Here is a 14,723-nt window from a genome sequence, read left to right as displayed (position 1 = left end):
AAGCCGTTTTCTGGGCGTCTGAATTTGCTCTTATTTTTGTGGCTCGCAACCGGTCTGCCGTTGCGGGTGTTCTGAAAGAGGAAATGAAAACGGCGTGCCATTTGGGGAAAAACGGCACGCCTGAGAAAAGCCCGGAAGCTGAAAAGGGCAAAGGGTTAGCTGATTTCGTGCAGGAAGCGCTCCGCGCGAATCTTGAGCGCGCCGGTGGCTTCGGCCACGACTTCCTTGGCCATGAGACGCGCGCCTTCCGTGTCGCCAATGGAATGGAACTCCTGGGCGAGCGCCAGCTTGGTGGCCAGCGGGTCGTCGTCTGCGTCTTCAGGCTGCTCGGTGTTCAGCTCGGCGCCGCGAGAGTCGGGGTCGAGCGAGAGCGCGTCGATGTCGAACTCGATCATGCCGGAGCTGGGCGAGGAGGCCGCAGCCGCAGGCTTTTCTTTCTCCTTGGGAGCCGGGGGGGTGATGCTGTCAAGGTCCACGTCAAGGTCGAAATCAATCGTGGAGTCCAGCGCGGGCGCTACGGACGAAGGGCCTTGCGCGGCAAAGGCTGCGGAAAGCTCCTCTTTCTTGGCTTGCGTGGAGCTGACGGCTGGGGCCGGCGCCGCAGAAGCTGCGGGCTGCGGGCTGGCCTGCGCCGTTACCTGCGGCTCGGTGTCGGCGCCATAGTTGCTGGCAGCGGCGGCAGGCGCAGCGGCGGATCTGGCGCCTGGCTTGCCGCCTGGCTTGTACAGGCCGTTGCCGGGGTCCACTTCGTTGCCCAGAACGCAGATGGCGTCCCAGTCGCTGCCGCGCCCATTGGTCAGCGGATAGGCTTGCGTGGCAATGTCTTCCAGCGCGGCGGCGTCGCGCCGCTTGGCATAGATTTCAGCCAGCTTGCGATGCACGGAAACCCGGGTGGGATGCGTCAGCAGGGCTTCTTTCAGAATTTCTTCGGCCTGCATGTCGCGGCCATAGGCCAGATAGACGTCGGCCTCGGCCACGGGATCCACATCGCCCGCCGCGTCAAGCTGGCTGGGCGAATAGGCCATGGAGGTCTGGCCGGACATGGCGGATGAGTCGCTGTTGCGGCTGTCCGTTCTGCTGCCGCTGCTGTGGAAGAAGGAGTCAGGTTGCAGCCGGCTTTCGCTCAACCCGCTATCGAGCGGCGCCGCCTTTTTTTTTGACTGCCTGATTTTGTAGAAGCCAAGGCCCGCCAGCAGGGCAAGCAGACCGATGCCGATGCCCGGAATGAGAGGTTCCTGAAGCAGCGAATCAAGCATGGAAGGCTCTTCGGCCACAACTGGCGCAGGCGGCGTGACCGGTGCCGGAGGCTGCTCTGGCGGGGGGGGCGGGGGCGCAGGCGGCTCGGCAGGCGTTGTTTCCGCTGCTGGCGGCGCAGGCGGTTCGGCCACTGGCGGCGCGGGCGGCGCTTCTGGCGTGGCGGCCACAGGCGAAGGCGGAACTGGCGTGGCAGGCGGCTGCTGGGGTTCAACTGCGGCGGGAGCAGGCGGCGGCGCAGCAGGCGGCGTTGACTCAACCACAGGCGCAGTGGCGGGCACGTTGATTTGAGGTGCGGCGGATGGCGCGGCTGGCTCGCCGCCGCCCGGTGCAGCCGCAGTGCCTGCCGCAGCGGTTTGCAGTTGCTTGAGCTGGTCGATATTGCGTTTCAGCTCCGCTTCGCGCTCGTTGTTTTCGCGCGCCTGGCGGTTCTGCGCAATGCGTTCTTCAGCCTGGGCGCGTGTCTTGCCACGTGTCAGGATCAGGTTGTCGCCGCTGGACTGGCGGGGCTGAGCCTCTTGCACGTGGGCTTGCACGGCGCCGCTGTCGCTGCGGCCAGCAGACGCCGTTGCCGTGCGGGGCGCGTGGCTGGCAAGGCCGGAGCGGTAAGCATGGAAATCCCGGCTCTGGGCCACCACGGCGCGGCGCGCGGCGCTGCGGGTGATGGCGCTGGCCTGCTCTTCAGTAGGCAGCGTGACGACAGCGCCCGCCTTGAGCAGATTGACATTGCCCCGGATGAAAGCATGCGGATTGGCGCGCTGCAAAGCCACCAGCATCTGATCAAGGGAGATGCCTTGGGGCGTGATGGAGGCAACCAGGCCATAAGCCGTATCGCCACGGCGGACGGTGACGGTCTCGCCGTCACCCGAAGCGGCGGCGGTCCTGGAAGAGCGGTTGGCTTTGGAAGGGCGGGCCGATGTCACCTGCTCAGCCACAGCAGGCTTGGCCCCTCCATTTTTTGAGGCTGACGTCTGGGCCTGATTGGCTTCTGCCGTCTGGCGCTTGCCGGGGTCTGCCGGGTCAATCAGCATGGTGTAGTCACGCACCACGCGGCCGTTGGACCAGGAGCTTTCAATGACGATGCCCAGGAACGGCTCGTTCACGGGGCGCGTGCCGACCAGGCGCAGGTAAGACTGGCCGTTTTTGCGTTGATGCAGGGTGACGCGCACGCCCACGACAGCCGGGTTGTATTCCACGCCAGCAGCCTGGAAGGCCTGGGGCGAGGCCAACGTGGCTTGCAGCGTTTTGGCCTCGGCTTCCGAGATTTGGGGCACTTCGATTTCGGCGCGCAGCGGCTCGCCCAAGTGAGAGTGCACCGTGACGGCGCCCAGCGCGAAGGCGCTGGCATCAAGGCTCAGGCCTGCCAGCGCCAGCGTGGCGGCTGCGGCCAGTGTTTTTTGTTTCCACGGTGTCATGTTCAGTTTGTGCATGTTGTCGGAATTTGTCGTCGGAATTCCGCTCGCGCGGCTTCAGTCGTTCTGTTTTTTGCGTGCCCAACCCTTCGGGACCGCGAAGGGAATTAACCATAGCATCATCATTTGTGCCTGACAAGGCGAGACACGCGGTAACGTTATCTAACAAACCATATGCGCAAAAATGCACATGTTCTTGTTGTGGTCTGGCAACGTAACGTTTCCCGGCCCGCCACCAGCCAGGCTGGTGCGTGAAGGTGCTTATTGCTCCAACAGGATGCGCAGCATGCGGCGCAGCGGCTCGGCGGCACCCCACAGCAGCTGGTCGCCAATGGTGAAAGCGCCCAGGTATTGCGGCCCCATGTTCATTTTGCGGATGCGGCCCACGGGAATTTGCAGCGTGCCGGTCACGGCCACGGGCGTCAGATCCTTCAGGGTGGCCTCGCGTGTGTTGGGCACCACTTTCACCCACTCGTTGTCGGCGGCGATCATGGCTTCAACGTCGGCCAGCGGCACATCCTTTTTCAGCTTGAAGGTCAGCGCCTGGCTGTGGCAGCGCATGGCGCCCACGCGCACGCAAAAACCGTCCACAGGCACGGCGGGCGAGCCAAAGCCTTCGCCCTGCCCCAGGATCTTGTTGGTTTCGGCCATGCCCTTCCACTCTTCGCGCGAGTAGCCGTCGCCCAGGTCCTTGTCGATCCATGGAATCAGGCTGCCGCCCAGCGGCACGCCGAAGTGGACGGTTTCCTTCTCGCTCAGGCTGCGCTGTTTGCTGATGACCATGCGGTCGATTTCCAGGATGGCGCTCTTGGGGTCGGCCAGCAAATCGCGCACTTCGGCGTGCAGCGCGCCAAACTGCGTCAGCAGCTCGCGCATGTGCTGCGCGCCGCCGCCGCTGGCAGCCTGGTAGGTTTGCGTATTCATCCATTCGACCAGCCCGGCCTTAAAGAGCGCGCCCACGCCCATCAGCATGCAGCTGACGGTGCAGTTGCCGCCGACCCAGTTCTTGCCGCCCTTGGCCAGGGCGCTCTGGATGACGGGCATGTTCACCGGATCCAGCACGATGACGGCATCGCTTTTCATGCGCAAGGCGCTGGCGGCGTCAATCCAGTGGCCTTGCCAGCCCGCGCCGCGCAGTTTGGGGAAGATTTCGTTGGTGTAGTCGCCGCCCTGGCAAGTCAGGATGATGTCGCACTGCTTCAGCGCCTCGATGTCGCGCGCATCTTTCAGCGTTTTCTCGTTTTTTGCCTGGGCGGGAGCCGTGCCGCCTGCGTTGCTCGTGGAGAAGAAAACGGGCTCGATCAGCTTGAAATCGCCTTCCGCCTGCATGCGGTCCATCAACACGGAGCCGACCATGCCGCGCCAGCCGACCAAGCCAACAACGTTACCGATTTTCATATTTGCTGCGCCTTTCCCTTCAGATGAAACAAGCGGCCCTTGCCAATGGCGGCACGGGCCAAGCGGCGGATTCTAGGGCGTGCAATTTGGCCGCCTAGCGGCAGCGGGCGCTATCCTGCAACGCTTTGACTCTTTTTTCAGCCATGTTTTTACTTGCCAGCCGCTTTCCCAAAATTCTCAAAACCGCCCTGGCGTCCGCTCTTTTGGCCGCCGCGCTGCCTGCTGCGGCCAGCGGCGAGAAGATCGGCGCTGTCAGCACGGCCTTCAAGCTGATCGGCCCCAATCACAAAATCGTGGTGGAAGCGTATGACGACCCGCTCGTGCAGGGCGTGACCTGCTACGTGGCGCGCGCCCGCACGGGCGGCCTCAAAGGCGCCGTGGGCGTGGCGGAAGATCGCGCCGAGGCTTCCATTGCCTGCCGCCAGGTTGGCCCGGTTGTTTTCAAAAAGCCGCTTGAAACGCAGGATGAAGTGTTTTCCGAGCGCATGTCCATTCTTTTCAAGCGCCTGCGCGTGGTGCGCATGGTGGATGTGCAGCGCAATGTGCTCATCTACCTCACGTATTCCGACAAGCTGATTGACGGCTCGCCGCAAAACAGCGTGGCCGCCGTGCCCATAGACCGCAGCACGCCCATTCCCGTCAGGCAATAAGCCGGGCAAGCCGTGGGCATTCTGTTGTTTCGCTCCTTTTCCAATAGCACGATGTCCTAGTGGAAAGGGCGCGAAACGGCATTTTGACCCCCTTGAATTCGCTCCTGTTATTGATGTCATCTGGCAAGCCGTGAGCAGGCCATCAATTCCAGAAGCGCCGAAGGCCGCTTGCGCACCGTGAATGGCAAGGCGGCTGCTTTGCGCCTGGGCCTGGCTAGCGGGTTTGCAGGCCCTTGAGCTTTTCAAAGGCGGAAGCCATCGCGGTGCTGGGCGCTTGCGGCGCGCGGCCGCCCGGCTTGTTGCCGCGCGGCGGCGGGGCGTAGCGGTTTTCGCGCGGTTCGCTTTTGTCGTGCTTGCCTGTTTTGCCGGTGGCGGCGTCCAGCTTCATGCTCAGGCTGATGCGCTTGCGCGGCACATCCACTTCCAGCACTTTCACTTTCACGATTTGGCCGGTTTTGACGATTTCGCGCGCGTCGGACACAAAGCGGTTGGCCAGCTGGCTGACGTGGATGAGGCCGTCCTGGTGCACGCCCAGATCGACGAAAGCGCCAAAGGCGGCCACGTTGCTGACGGTGCCTTCGAGCACCATGCCTTCTTTCAGGTCGGCAATGTCGTTCACGCCTTCGTTAAAGCGCGCCACCTGAAAGCCGGGGCGCGGGTCGCGGCCGGGTTTTTCCAGCTCAGCCAGAATGTCTTTCACGGTGATGGTGCCGAACTGCGCGGTCGCAAACTGCTCGGGCTTGAGTGTTTTGAGCACTTCGGCGCGGCCCATGAGCTGCTCGATGGGCTTGCTGGTGCGGGCGATGATTTGCTCTACCACGGGGTAGGTTTCGGGGTGCACGCCGGTCATGTCCAGCGGGTTGTCGCCGCCGCGTATGCGCAAAAAGCCCGCGCTTTGCTCGAAGGTTTTGGGGCCCAGGCCCGCCACCTTGAGCAGCTGCTGGCGGTTGCCGAATGCGCCGTTTTGCTCGCGCCAGCGCACGATAGATTTGGCCACGGCGCCTGAAAGGCCCGAGACGCGCGCCAAAAGCGGCGCGCTGGCGGTGTTCAGGTCCACGCCCACGCCGTTCACGCAGTCTTCCACCACGGCATCCAGCGCGCGGGCCAGCTCGCTTTGGTTCACGTCGTGCTGGTATTGGCCCACGCCGATGCTTTTCGGGTCAATCTTGACGAGTTCGGCCAGCGGGTCTTGCAGGCGGCGGGCAATGCTGGCGGCGCCGCGCAGGCTCACGTCCACATCGGGCAGCTCCTGGCTGGCGTATTCGCTGGCGGAGTAAACGGATGCGCCCGCTTCGCTGATGACGACTTTTTCAATGGCGGGCAGGGTGATGCCGGGCTGGCTGGCGGCCATTTTGTGCATGTATTGAATGAGGTCGCCCGCCAGTTTGTCGGTCTCGCGGCTGGCTGTGCCGTTGCCAATGGCGATGAGCTGCACGCCGTGCTGCGCAATCAGGCGCGCCAGGGTGTGGATGCTGCCGTCCCAGTCGCGGCGCGGCTCGTGGGGGTAGATGGTGGCGGTTTCCAGCAGCTTGCCGGTGGCGTCCACCACGGCCACTTTCACGCCGGTGCGAATGCCGGGGTCCAGCCCCATGACGGCCCTGGCCCCGGCGGGGGCGGCCAGCAGCAGATCGCGCAGGTTGTCGGCAAAAACCTTGATGGCGACTTTTTCGGCTTCTTCGCGCAGGCGGGCGAACAGGTCGCGCTCGGTAGAGAGGCTGAGCTTGACGCGCCAGGCCCAGGCCACGCATTTGCGCAGCAAATCATCCGCCGGGCGGCCCTGGTGACGCCAGCCCAGGTGCAGGGCGATGCGGCCTTCGGCCAGGCTCGTTTTGCCGTCTTCGGCCAAAGGGGCGATGAGGCGGGCCTCCAGCATTTCAAGCTGCCGCCCGCGAAAGACGGCCAACGCGCGGTGGCTGGGCACGCGGCTCATGGGTTCGGCGTAGTCGAAATAGTCGCGGAACTTGGCCACTTCGGGATCGGCCTCGTTCTTGCCGGCGGCCAGCTTGCTTTGCAACTGGCCTTCTTGCCAGAGCCATTCGCGCAGGCTCTGCACGAGGGCGGCGTCTTCGGCCCAGCGCTCGGCCAGGATGTCGCGCACGCCATCGAGCACGGCGGCAATGGTGGTGAAGTCTTCGCCGCCTTCGCCTTTTTCAGCCTTCACAAAAGGTTGGGCGGCCTGCGCGGGGTCCAGCGTGGGGTCGGCCCAAAGCTGGTCGGCCAGCGGTTCCATGCCGAATTCACGCGCAATCTGCGCCTTGGTGCGCCTTTTGGGCTTGTAGGGCAGATACAAATCCTCCAGCTCCTGCTTGGTGGGCGCGGCTTCGATGGCGGCGCGCAAATCGGGCGTGAGCTTGCCTTGCTCCTCAATGCTTTTGAGGATGGCGGCGCGGCGCTCGTGCAGCTCGCGCAAATAGCCCAGGCGCATTTGCAGCTCGCGCAGCTGGGCATCGTCCAGCCCGCCCGTGGCTTCCTTGCGGTAGCGGGCGATGAAGGGCACGGTGGCGCCGCCATCCAGCAAGTCAATGGCGGTCTGCACCTGCGGCGGGCGTACGCCGAGTTCGGCAGCAATCTGAAGGGCAATGGGCATGGCAGTCGGGGAAGAAAAAGCGTGTGGCATGGGCGAAGGCTTTGTGTGTCGCTTCAAAAAAGGAGCAAATTCAGATACGTTGAAAATGCGTTTCCCGCCCATTTGGCGGGGAGATATTGCTATCAATCAAGGAGCTGAAAAAGGCTTGACTCAAACCCTCTTCCATGCACGCAAGCCGTGAAACAGTGGGGCCGGAAACGGAAAACCCCTCATGCGCCAGAAGGCGGCATGAGGGGCGTGGAGTGTGGCAGAAGGCGTTCAGCGCGCCTTGCTCGCCTTACTTGCCGCCTGGGCCAAAAGCGCCTTGGGCGGCTTCCTTGGCCGCGCCTGCGGCCTCGGCGGCTTTTTGCGCTGCGTCATCAGCGGCTTGTTTGGCGGCATCCATGCCCTCGCTGGCGGCATTTTTGGCGTCTTGCACAGCGTGACCAGTGGCCTGGGCGGCGTCATGAGCCATTTCCTTGGCTTCATTCATGGCGCCATGGGCAGCTTCTTTGGCGTCTTGGGCGGCGTTCTTGGCATCTTGCGCGGCCTGGCTGGCAGCCTGGGCGGCTTCGCTGGCGGCGTCCTTGGCGGCTTCGCCTACGGCCTTGCCCATGTTGGTGGCGGCATCGCCCATTTGCTTGGCAGCCTCGCCCACGCTGGGCGCCTGGCTGGCTTGTTCCTGCTTGACAGCGTCTGCGGCAGAGCCAGCGGCAGGCGCTTCATTCTTGCCGCAGGCGGCCAGCATGGCGGCAGCGGCCAAGGCCGCCAGAACGAGAGATTTATCGAAGGACTTGTTCATTTTGTGAACCTCCATGAGTCACGAATATTGAAAACATGAGGCCAAGGCGGGCTGTGCCTCTGGCGCCATGACCGCCTGAGCCAAATCAAAATTCGCGCAGGCAAGTGAAGAAAATTATAGGAACGCCCTTGATTGCAGCGCCTTTTTGGGGTAGCAAAATGTGTCACTTTGGGCGTGCCGCTAAAGCCTGTCCGCATTCCGGCCGTGAAGGGCAAAAATGCAAATCGGGTTGGGCTGCAAGGCGTAAACCACAGGCAGCTGTTGCGACCCGGCGAAGATTTGCAAGAACCACGAGCGTTCAAGCCCGCGTTTTTCGCGCCCACGAATGGATTGTGAACAGGCTCTTACAAACCCAGCACGGATGCCGGAAAAGCAGGCATGCTGCGGCCCAGCCATTCGTCCAGTTCTGCGCGCAGCGTGGTGCGGCGATCGGCCTCGTTGCCTGCCACGCACACGCTATGCAGGGGAGAAAAGCGGCGCAGCGCCCAGGCGGGCGTCCAGAGCACGCCGGGCAGGTCGGCCGCGTGCGCGGCGCAGCAGGCGCGCGCTTCGATCTTGTGACTCCACAAGCGCCGCCATTGCACGAAAAGCGGGTGCAGGCGCTGCACTTCGTCATAGCGGCTGGCCAGCAGCAGCAACTGGCCGTGACCGCGCAGCGCCCAGGCTTGCAGGGCATCGGCCACGGCGCGCTCGCCCAAGGGCCAGTCGGCAAAGTCGGGGTCGCAGAAGATGAGCTGGCTGAACTGCGCAGGCGCAGCGGCGGCATGGGCGATGGCATCGCGCACTGCCTGCCGGAAGGCTTCGCGCCCTTGCAGGGAGCCTTGCGGCAGTGCAGGCAGACTGGTGGCAGCTTCGCTTGGCATGACGCGGGGCATTCGTAAGGGGTGATGAGACAATTCTCACATGGACATTACCCCTCAATGCGTCGTGGCGCTGACCTGGACGCTCAAAGACACCCTTGGCGAAGTGCTGGATGAGCTGGACAGCCCCGTCGAATTTCTCGTAGGCGGCACGGATCTGCTGCCCCGCATCGAACAAGCCCTGCAAGGCCACGCCAAAGGCGCGCGCCTGCAACTCAGCCTGGAGCCGCAAGACGCCTTTGGCGACTTTGACGAACGGCTCATCTTTTTGCAGCCGCGCACGCTGTTCCCGCAAGGGCTGCAAGAGGGCATGCTGATTGAAGCCAGCGCCCTGCCGCCAGGCATCGCCATGCCCGCTGACCGCATCTACACCGTAACCGACATCTACCCCGACCACGTGGTGCTTGACGGCAATCACCCCTTGGCCGGCATAGGCCTGCGGCTGGATTTGCGTGTGCATGACGTGCGCGAAGCCACGGCAGACGAAGTGGGCCATGGCAGCGCTGGCGCTGGCTTTTTCCGCGCGCAACCAGCGCCCCGACCCGACCACGGCCATGCCCACAGCCACTCGCCCAACGGCTGCGGATGCGGCCACCAGCACTGAAAGCAGGCAGCCTGCTTTTCTGAATGAAACGCTGCGGGACAGACCGCATCAGCACTTGCGGGCAATCTGAACGCCAGCGCAAAAAAGAAACTGCCAAAACTCGGCCGGCTTCAGCCCCTTAGCCGCGTGCGGCGGGGCAACAAGCTTTTGGGCAGCAGGCCATCGAACATGTGGGACAGCTCGGACATGCGCTGGTGCGCCACACGCTCGCCATGCAGATCAGCCAGAGCGGCCATGAGTTCGCCACGGGCGTACCACAGGGCTTGCGCGTCTTTGGAATGAAAGACGCGGCGCACGACAAGGGGATATTTGCGTGCGCCCTCATCACCCAGGGTATCCAGCATGGCTGCGCGGATGCGTTCGAGCTGCTCTACCACGCGCTCGGCATCATTGCCGCCAAAGCCCAGCCGCGAAAAGATATGTTTTGAAAACCAGCTCATGTGTTCATGTGTTGGAACTGCTTTGGCAAAAGAGCGCTTCCAAAAACAGCGCGCCCGTCTTTACAAGCTCTGGGCGCGCCTCAAGCGCAGAAAGCCTCAAGTCACGAATTGTGACGTATCTATGGCATCAAAGCGTAGCCAAATGTCTAAAAAAAGCGAAAAACGTGAACGTTCCCTCAATCTTCACGCTTTGAGCCGGGCTGGATGGCGCAGTGACGCCACGGAAAAAGCTGCTTTGCCTTGCCATAAGGCAACCCTGGCTGGGCTTTGCAAAAGCCACGCGCTTTTCGCGCTTGATTCATGCGGCGTTTTCACGCGGCGCTGTTTGCCAGGCGATGCGCTGCCCGCGCGCCGCATTGCATGATTCCGGCCTTGGCAGGCGGCAAAAGCCTGAGCCGCTTTGCGCCTTCAGCCGCCGACAATGGGCTGAAACAGCATGACCTGATCGCCTTCGCGCAACTGCAAGCTGGCGCGTGCGCTGCGCGGCACAAATTGCGCATTGACGGCCGTGGCAATGCCTTCGGGTGCATGGCCCAGGGCCTGTACCAAGGCTGCCAGCGTGGAGCCGGCAGGCACGCGATGCGGCTGGCCATCAAGCAAAAGGGTGATTTCGGCAGATAAGGACATGACAGAACAGCGCCGGATCAAGGCAAATAAAAAGCGCCTGACGCTTTTGGGCTTCAGGCGCTTCATGTCTGTGGTGGGTCGTGCAGGATTCGAACCTGCGACCAACGGATTAAAAGTCCGCTGCTCTACCGGCTGAGCTAACGACCCGCCCGCTTCCGCTTCATTGCTGGAAAGCGAAGCGACGGATTCTAGCACGGCCTTTCAAGTATGCGGATGCTGAAGCGCCCGGCCTTGCGCCAGCCGCTCCAGCATCCAGCCTGCGGCCACCAGGCCGAAGGTCGCGGTCACCGTCACGGCGGAGCCGTAGCCGTGGCAATTCAGATTGCGGTCGTGGCCTGGCTGCGGGCCGCAAGCCGCAGGCCTTGTTACTGCTTCGCGGCTGAAGACCACGTGCAGGCCGCTGCGCGCCTGCCGGTCTTTGCCGTCTTTGCCGCCCTTGGCCATGCTGCCCGTTTGCCGCAGGCGGGCGCGCAGGGCGGCCATCAGCGGGTCGTGCGTGACTTCGGCCAGATCGGCAATTTCCACGCGCTCGCCCTGGCGCTTGCCGCCAGCCGCGCCACAAGTGATGAAGAGCGCGCGTGTTTTCAGCGCCCAGGCCGCCAGCGCCTGTTTGGCATGCACCTGGTCACAGGCGTCAATCACGCCGTCCACGGCGGCGGGCAGCAAGGTCGGCCAGTTGCCGGGGGCCGCAAAGTCTTCCACGCAATGCACCTCGCAGCCGGGGTGTATGAGCGCGATGCGCTGGCGCATGGCCTCCACTTTGGGCTGGCCCAGCGTGCTGGTGAGAGCGTGAATCTGACGATTGACGTTGGACTCGGCCACGTTGTCCAGATCAACCAGCGTGATGGCGCCTACGCCGCTGCGCGCCAGCGCTTCCGCCGCCCATGAGCCAACGCCGCCAATGCCTACCACGGCCACGCGCGCCGCGCGAATGCGGGCTGCGCCTTCCGTGCCGTAAAGCCGCGCCAGGCCGCCAAAGCGGCGTTCCAGATCAGGGGAGTGCTGCTGCGTCATGGAGCGGGATGATCGCACGCTCCACGCGGCAGACGGCGGGCGAAAGTAGCAGGCAGCAATGGACGGCGCCGCGCGCGAGGCGGCCTTTGCTTGCTGATTTGCATTGAAAACAGGAGCAAAACCAAGGGGATCGAAATGCCGCTCCGCGCAATATCCACTAGGACATAATGCTACGTTTTCAGTAGCTATATTATGGTAGAGGGCCAAGGCAGCCCCAACCGCACACCACCTCAATGCACTGCCCCTGCACGCTCAGCTGCTGCAAGCACCGGGCATACAGAGCGGCGTGCGGCCGCCCAGCGCCTTTCTCGGACGAGCATTGATCTCATCGGCCACGGCATCGAGCTGCTCTTGCGTGTAGACGCTCAAATCCGTGCCCCTGGGAAAGCGCTGATGCAGCAGCCCGCTGGCGTTCTCCTTGCCGCCTCTTGGCCAAGGACTGCGCAGCTCGCCAAAGTACGCCTTCATGCCCGTGCCTCAGCGGCTCGTGACAAGCCATTTCCTGGCCCCTGTCACAGCTCAGGCTCTTTCTCATTGGAGCGGCCATGCCGCTTGTCGCCGGAGGCTGGCAGCACGCAGCTGTGGCCGGGTTGGGGCGCAGCAGCTTAACCAGCAGAGGACCCAAGGCGTGGCGCGCCCGACCCAAGCGCCGATGGCGCGGGTGCTGCGGGCGCCTTCAATGCGATCGCCTTCCAGATCGCCTTCTCGGTGGCCCGGCCGCTGGCGCTCATGGACTTTGGGCGGGCGCACATGGATGCTCAGCAGGCTCTTGATTTGCCCGCGCCTGTCTTGTCTCCTGGAGCGGGGCCAGCGCGTGGCACGGGCCGTGGGGCGTGGGCCGTTGCGCAGGCAGGCCTGCAAGGCCTTTTTGAGAGCGCCGCCGGGCTGTGCATAGCGGCAGGAGCAGATGCTTTCGTGTGACACGCGCTTGTGCCTGTCTGGGGGCGCGCCGCCTCTAGAGGTGATCGGCCATTTGCCGGGGTAAGCAGCGCTTGCCGGAGTGAGCAGCACAAAGCAAGTGCTGGCGCGCGCAGGCAAACAGATCGAACTGTGGGCACCGCTTCTTGGGGGGCGACTGAACTTGCAACGCCTGAGGCGGCGCATGTGAGCGAAGTGGCTGGCGTAGCCGCAGCCGCCGCTGTGGCGCTGGATTTCCCCGCTGATGGCACTGGGGCTTGCGCCCCGGCGCTAGGGCATGGCGTTCTGGTTCGCTGATTGGTATGCAGGCTCGGTGGTTCAGGGCCTCTCAGGACCTCTCAATTCCTTGGCAGTGTTGCACTTGGGGATTGGGGGCGCTGAGACTTGCGGGCAATTTGGCCATTCTGTTTGTGCGCTGGCAGGGGCCTAGTTTTGCTGAGCCTGGTGGATTTTGTCCACATACTGGCCAGTTTTCTGGGCTGCGCTGGCCAGGGTGCCGGCCAGGCGGTCGGCATCGAATTTGCCCGGCAGCAGGCTGTTTAGCGTGACGCCGCGTGCGGCAAATTCGGGGTTGTACGCCAGAGCGGCGACAAAACCCGTCAGCCCCGAGCGCACGCTGTTGGACGGGGCCAGGATGTCGATGGACGCCTTGACTGCGCTGGAGGCGACATTGACGATGCGGCCAAAGCCGCGCTATGCCATGTCGGTGATGCTGGCACGAATCAGCTCGATGGGAATGAGCATGTTGGCCTGCACCGCCTGTTGCCTGGCAGCGGTGTCGAACTGGCGGAAATCGTCCGGTGGCGGGCCGCCCGCATTAGGTGCCGCGATGCCGAAGTCCTGCCGCGCGGCAAAGACGGCGGCATGCCTCTGCCCGATGGCGATGTCTGCCGCGACAGGCGGCACGCGCCCGCCCGCCGCAGCGCTGGCTTGCAAGGCCGCTGCGCCGCAGGCCGCCACGACCACGTTCACCCTTCACGCACCAGCGCCTGCGCACAACCCAGGCCCGGCCAGGCCCAGCCCTTTGTTGGCTCCGCACACGAGCGCCCATTTGCCCGCCAGCATCGCATTTGCGCTCCCTGTTCCTTTCCAGTCATTGCCTGTTTGCAGGTCTTTCAGATCCAGCGCCCGCCACAGCGGCCCCAGCGCCCAGACATCGCCCGCAGCACGGGTTCCCAGAAAGCGAAGGTCTGGCACGCGAGCCGACCGGAGCGTTGCTGCGACCTTGGGCGCAGCCTGGCGTCTCAATCAGGCAATCGACGTTAGCACCGGGTTCGAACCAACCCAGCGGCATGGCCGGGATGCAGCGGCATGCAAACCACGTCACCAGGCAGATGTGCCCCGACACGCGTTTGGCAAATACGGCTTGATAAACGCTGCAAGTAATCGATCCGCCATGCCTCTGATCACTTGCCACTGCCCAAACAGGCGCGGAAACGTCGAAATTGGGCCGCGCGGGCGTGGCGAGCGGATGCTGCCGCGCTTTCGGGCTGCGCCTGGATCACCTAAAACAAGAGCGAATCCAGGCACCGAAAAGCGGGGGTCAGCGCAGGTTGATCTAGGGCATCGCGCTACGAATAAAGGAGCAAAATAGCGCCCTACATTCGAGTCTGCCCGCCCTGTCTGCCGCTCCGTGTTTGCCGCGCTTTGTCTCTTGCGCGCTGGATTGCCTGCGCCCGGCCAGTCTGGCCCGGGATTTTTGCGCTCATTTGCGCGCAGCTTCTACACAAATGTGTGAGCTGACGCGGAAGGGGCAAAGCAGGCAAAGCGCACGAGGCGGCTGGGCGCTGCAAGTAACAGCGAAAGCGCTGGTTTTGTCAGGGGTGGCGGCTTCCCAAGTCCCAGAGGGCCAAGGTTGGCGGTGCTTTAAAGGATTGTTCAAAACCGTCTGTTTGCCAGAGCAAAAAGCGCTGCTTCAGGCGCTTTGGGACTTGGCGAATCTTGAATCTTCAATGGGCCGCACGGGCCAACAAGAGCGATGGCGCGGCCTGCGGGCAGGGTAAAGCCGATGTCTTCCAGCACGCTGCGGGTGGCCCAGGCGTGGTTCAATTGCCTGACGGCGAGGGCGGCTTCAGGCGCGGGTGCGGGTGTGGACACGGGGGCCGTCATGCCAGCCCTTCCCGGCGCGCGCCCGCTTCGCGCCAGCGCTCGATTTCGCGCTTGACAGGCTCCAGCAGC

At 63.7% G+C, this 14,723-nt stretch carries 14 protein-coding genes, 1 tRNA gene and 1 pseudogene; 4 read left to right on the top strand and 12 right to left on the bottom strand.

Features of this window, described 5'->3' with window-relative positions; genetic code table 11:
• Positions 1-155 precede the first annotated feature (155 nt).
• Complete coding sequence (locus QB898_RS03820; RefSeq protein ID WP_279523862.1) at positions 156-2,669, bottom strand: FimV/HubP family polar landmark protein; 2,514 nt, start codon at positions 2,667-2,669, stop codon at positions 156-158.
• A 258-nt stretch (positions 2,670-2,927) separates the two neighbouring features.
• Entirely contained in the window at positions 2,928-4,058 is a 1,131-nt protein-coding gene (gene asd, locus QB898_RS03815) for an aspartate-semialdehyde dehydrogenase (RefSeq protein WP_102284619.1), read from the bottom strand.
• A 149-nt stretch (positions 4,059-4,207) separates the two neighbouring features.
• On the opposite strand from asd, the gene QB898_RS03810 reads away from it, so the two are divergent.
• Positions 4,208-4,714, top strand: a complete 507-nt coding sequence (locus tag QB898_RS03810; protein ID WP_050714524.1) for a CreA family protein — start codon at positions 4,208-4,210, stop codon at positions 4,712-4,714.
• Positions 4,715-4,928: 214 nt separating this feature from the next.
• On the opposite strand, the gene QB898_RS03805 is transcribed toward QB898_RS03810, so the two are convergent.
• Positions 4,929-7,301, bottom strand: a complete 2,373-nt coding sequence (locus tag QB898_RS03805; RefSeq protein WP_279523861.1) for a Tex family protein — start codon at positions 7,299-7,301, stop codon at positions 4,929-4,931.
• On the opposite strand from QB898_RS03805, the gene QB898_RS03800 reads away from it, so the two are divergent.
• Positions 7,300-7,482, top strand: a complete 183-nt coding sequence (locus QB898_RS03800) for a hypothetical protein (RefSeq protein WP_279523860.1) — start codon at positions 7,300-7,302, stop codon at positions 7,480-7,482. The genes QB898_RS03805 and QB898_RS03800 overlap by 2 nt on opposite strands.
• A gap of 96 nt (positions 7,483-7,578) precedes the next feature.
• Here QB898_RS03800 and QB898_RS03795 read toward each other — a convergent pair whose 3' ends face one another.
• Positions 7,579-8,082 carry a hypothetical protein gene (locus QB898_RS03795; RefSeq protein ID WP_279523859.1) on the bottom strand — a complete coding sequence of 168 codons (504 nt, stop codon included), beginning with the start codon at positions 8,080-8,082 and terminating at the stop codon, positions 7,579-7,581.
• Between the two features lie 344 nt (positions 8,083-8,426).
• The gene (locus QB898_RS03790) at positions 8,427-8,945 is read right to left on the bottom strand and encodes a hypothetical protein (RefSeq protein ID WP_279523858.1); all 519 of its coding nucleotides are present in this window, start codon (positions 8,943-8,945) and stop codon (positions 8,427-8,429) included.
• A gap of 40 nt (positions 8,946-8,985) precedes the next feature.
• Here QB898_RS03790 and QB898_RS03785 point away from each other — a divergent pair, with 40 nt between their 5' ends.
• Positions 8,986-9,546 (top strand): peptidylprolyl isomerase, encoded by a 561-nt coding sequence (locus QB898_RS03785; protein WP_279523857.1) that lies wholly within the window; start codon positions 8,986-8,988, stop codon positions 9,544-9,546.
• 110 nt (positions 9,547-9,656) lie between these two features.
• Here the strand turns inward: QB898_RS03785 and QB898_RS03780 are convergent, their stop codons facing one another.
• On the bottom strand, positions 9,657-9,986 hold the full coding sequence (locus QB898_RS03780; RefSeq protein ID WP_050714527.1) for a hypothetical protein: 330 nt from the start codon (positions 9,984-9,986) through the stop codon (positions 9,657-9,659).
• A gap of 22 nt (positions 9,987-10,008) precedes the next feature.
• Between QB898_RS03780 and QB898_RS03775 the strand changes: the two genes are divergently transcribed.
• Positions 10,009-10,350, top strand: a complete 342-nt coding sequence (locus QB898_RS03775; RefSeq protein ID WP_279523856.1) for a hypothetical protein — start codon at positions 10,009-10,011, stop codon at positions 10,348-10,350.
• Positions 10,351-10,394: 44 nt separating this feature from the next.
• Here QB898_RS03775 and thiS read toward each other — a convergent pair whose 3' ends face one another.
• From thiS to QB898_RS03735, 6 genes and pseudogenes are all read right to left on the bottom strand, one after another.
• Positions 10,395-10,613, bottom strand: a complete 219-nt coding sequence (thiS, locus tag QB898_RS03770; protein WP_279523855.1) for a sulfur carrier protein ThiS — start codon at positions 10,611-10,613, stop codon at positions 10,395-10,397.
• Between the two features lie 71 nt (positions 10,614-10,684).
• A tRNA-Lys gene (locus tag QB898_RS03765) sits at positions 10,685-10,760 on the bottom strand.
• 54 nt (positions 10,761-10,814) lie between these two features.
• On the bottom strand, positions 10,815-11,627 hold the full coding sequence (locus tag QB898_RS03760) for a tRNA threonylcarbamoyladenosine dehydratase (RefSeq protein WP_279523932.1): 813 nt from the start codon (positions 11,625-11,627) through the stop codon (positions 10,815-10,817).
• A gap of 252 nt (positions 11,628-11,879) precedes the next feature.
• The gene (locus QB898_RS03755) at positions 11,880-12,095 is read right to left on the bottom strand and encodes a hypothetical protein (protein WP_279523854.1); all 216 of its coding nucleotides are present in this window, start codon (positions 12,093-12,095) and stop codon (positions 11,880-11,882) included.
• Between the two features lie 882 nt (positions 12,096-12,977).
• Positions 12,978-13,610, bottom strand: a pseudogene (locus QB898_RS13400) (SDR family NAD(P)-dependent oxidoreductase); the annotation flags it as partial.
• An 813-nt stretch (positions 13,611-14,423) separates the two neighbouring features.
• Positions 14,424-14,654: a hypothetical protein gene (locus tag QB898_RS03735; protein ID WP_279523850.1), complete on the bottom strand. Its 231-nt coding sequence runs from the start codon at positions 14,652-14,654 to the stop codon at positions 14,424-14,426.
• Between the last annotated feature and the right edge of the window lie 69 nt (positions 14,655-14,723).

Origin of the sequence: Ottowia cancrivicina, from assembly GCF_029813755.1 — a bacterium.
Taxonomy (GTDB): Bacteria; Pseudomonadota; Gammaproteobacteria; order Burkholderiales; family Burkholderiaceae_C; genus Ottowia; species Ottowia massiliensis.
The sequence above is the reverse complement of the archived record's forward strand: the minus strand, read 5'-3'. Positions and strand labels throughout refer to the sequence as shown.

Coding starts and splice junctions, on each gene's coding strand:
- thiS (WP_279523855.1), bottom strand. CDS start 10,613: ATGTCCTTATCTGCCGAAATCACCCTTTTGCTTGATGGCCAGCCGCAT.
- QB898_RS03790 (WP_279523858.1), bottom strand. CDS start 8,945: ATGCCAAGCGAAGCTGCCACCAGTCTGCCTGCACTGCCGCAAGGCTCC.
- QB898_RS03805 (WP_279523861.1), bottom strand. CDS start 7,301: ATGCCCATTGCCCTTCAGATTGCTGCCGAACTCGGCGTACGCCCGCCG.
- QB898_RS03800 (WP_279523860.1), top strand. CDS start 7,300: ATGGCAGTCGGGGAAGAAAAAGCGTGTGGCATGGGCGAAGGCTTTGTG.
- QB898_RS03780 (WP_050714527.1), bottom strand. CDS start 9,986: ATGAGCTGGTTTTCAAAACATATCTTTTCGCGGCTGGGCTTTGGCGGC.
- QB898_RS03785 (WP_279523857.1), top strand. CDS start 8,986: ATGGACATTACCCCTCAATGCGTCGTGGCGCTGACCTGGACGCTCAAA.
- QB898_RS03760 (WP_279523932.1), bottom strand. CDS start 11,627: ATGACGCAGCAGCACTCCCCTGATCTGGAACGCCGCTTTGGCGGCCTG.
- QB898_RS03735 (WP_279523850.1), bottom strand. CDS start 14,654: ATGACGGCCCCCGTGTCCACACCCGCACCCGCGCCTGAAGCCGCCCTC.
- QB898_RS03755 (WP_279523854.1), bottom strand. CDS start 12,095: ATGAAGGCGTACTTTGGCGAGCTGCGCAGTCCTTGGCCAAGAGGCGGC.
- QB898_RS03795 (WP_279523859.1), bottom strand. CDS start 8,082: ATGAACAAGTCCTTCGATAAATCTCTCGTTCTGGCGGCCTTGGCCGCT.
- QB898_RS03810 (WP_050714524.1), top strand. CDS start 4,208: ATGTTTTTACTTGCCAGCCGCTTTCCCAAAATTCTCAAAACCGCCCTG.
- QB898_RS03820 (WP_279523862.1), bottom strand. CDS start 2,669: ATGACACCGTGGAAACAAAAAACACTGGCCGCAGCCGCCACGCTGGCG.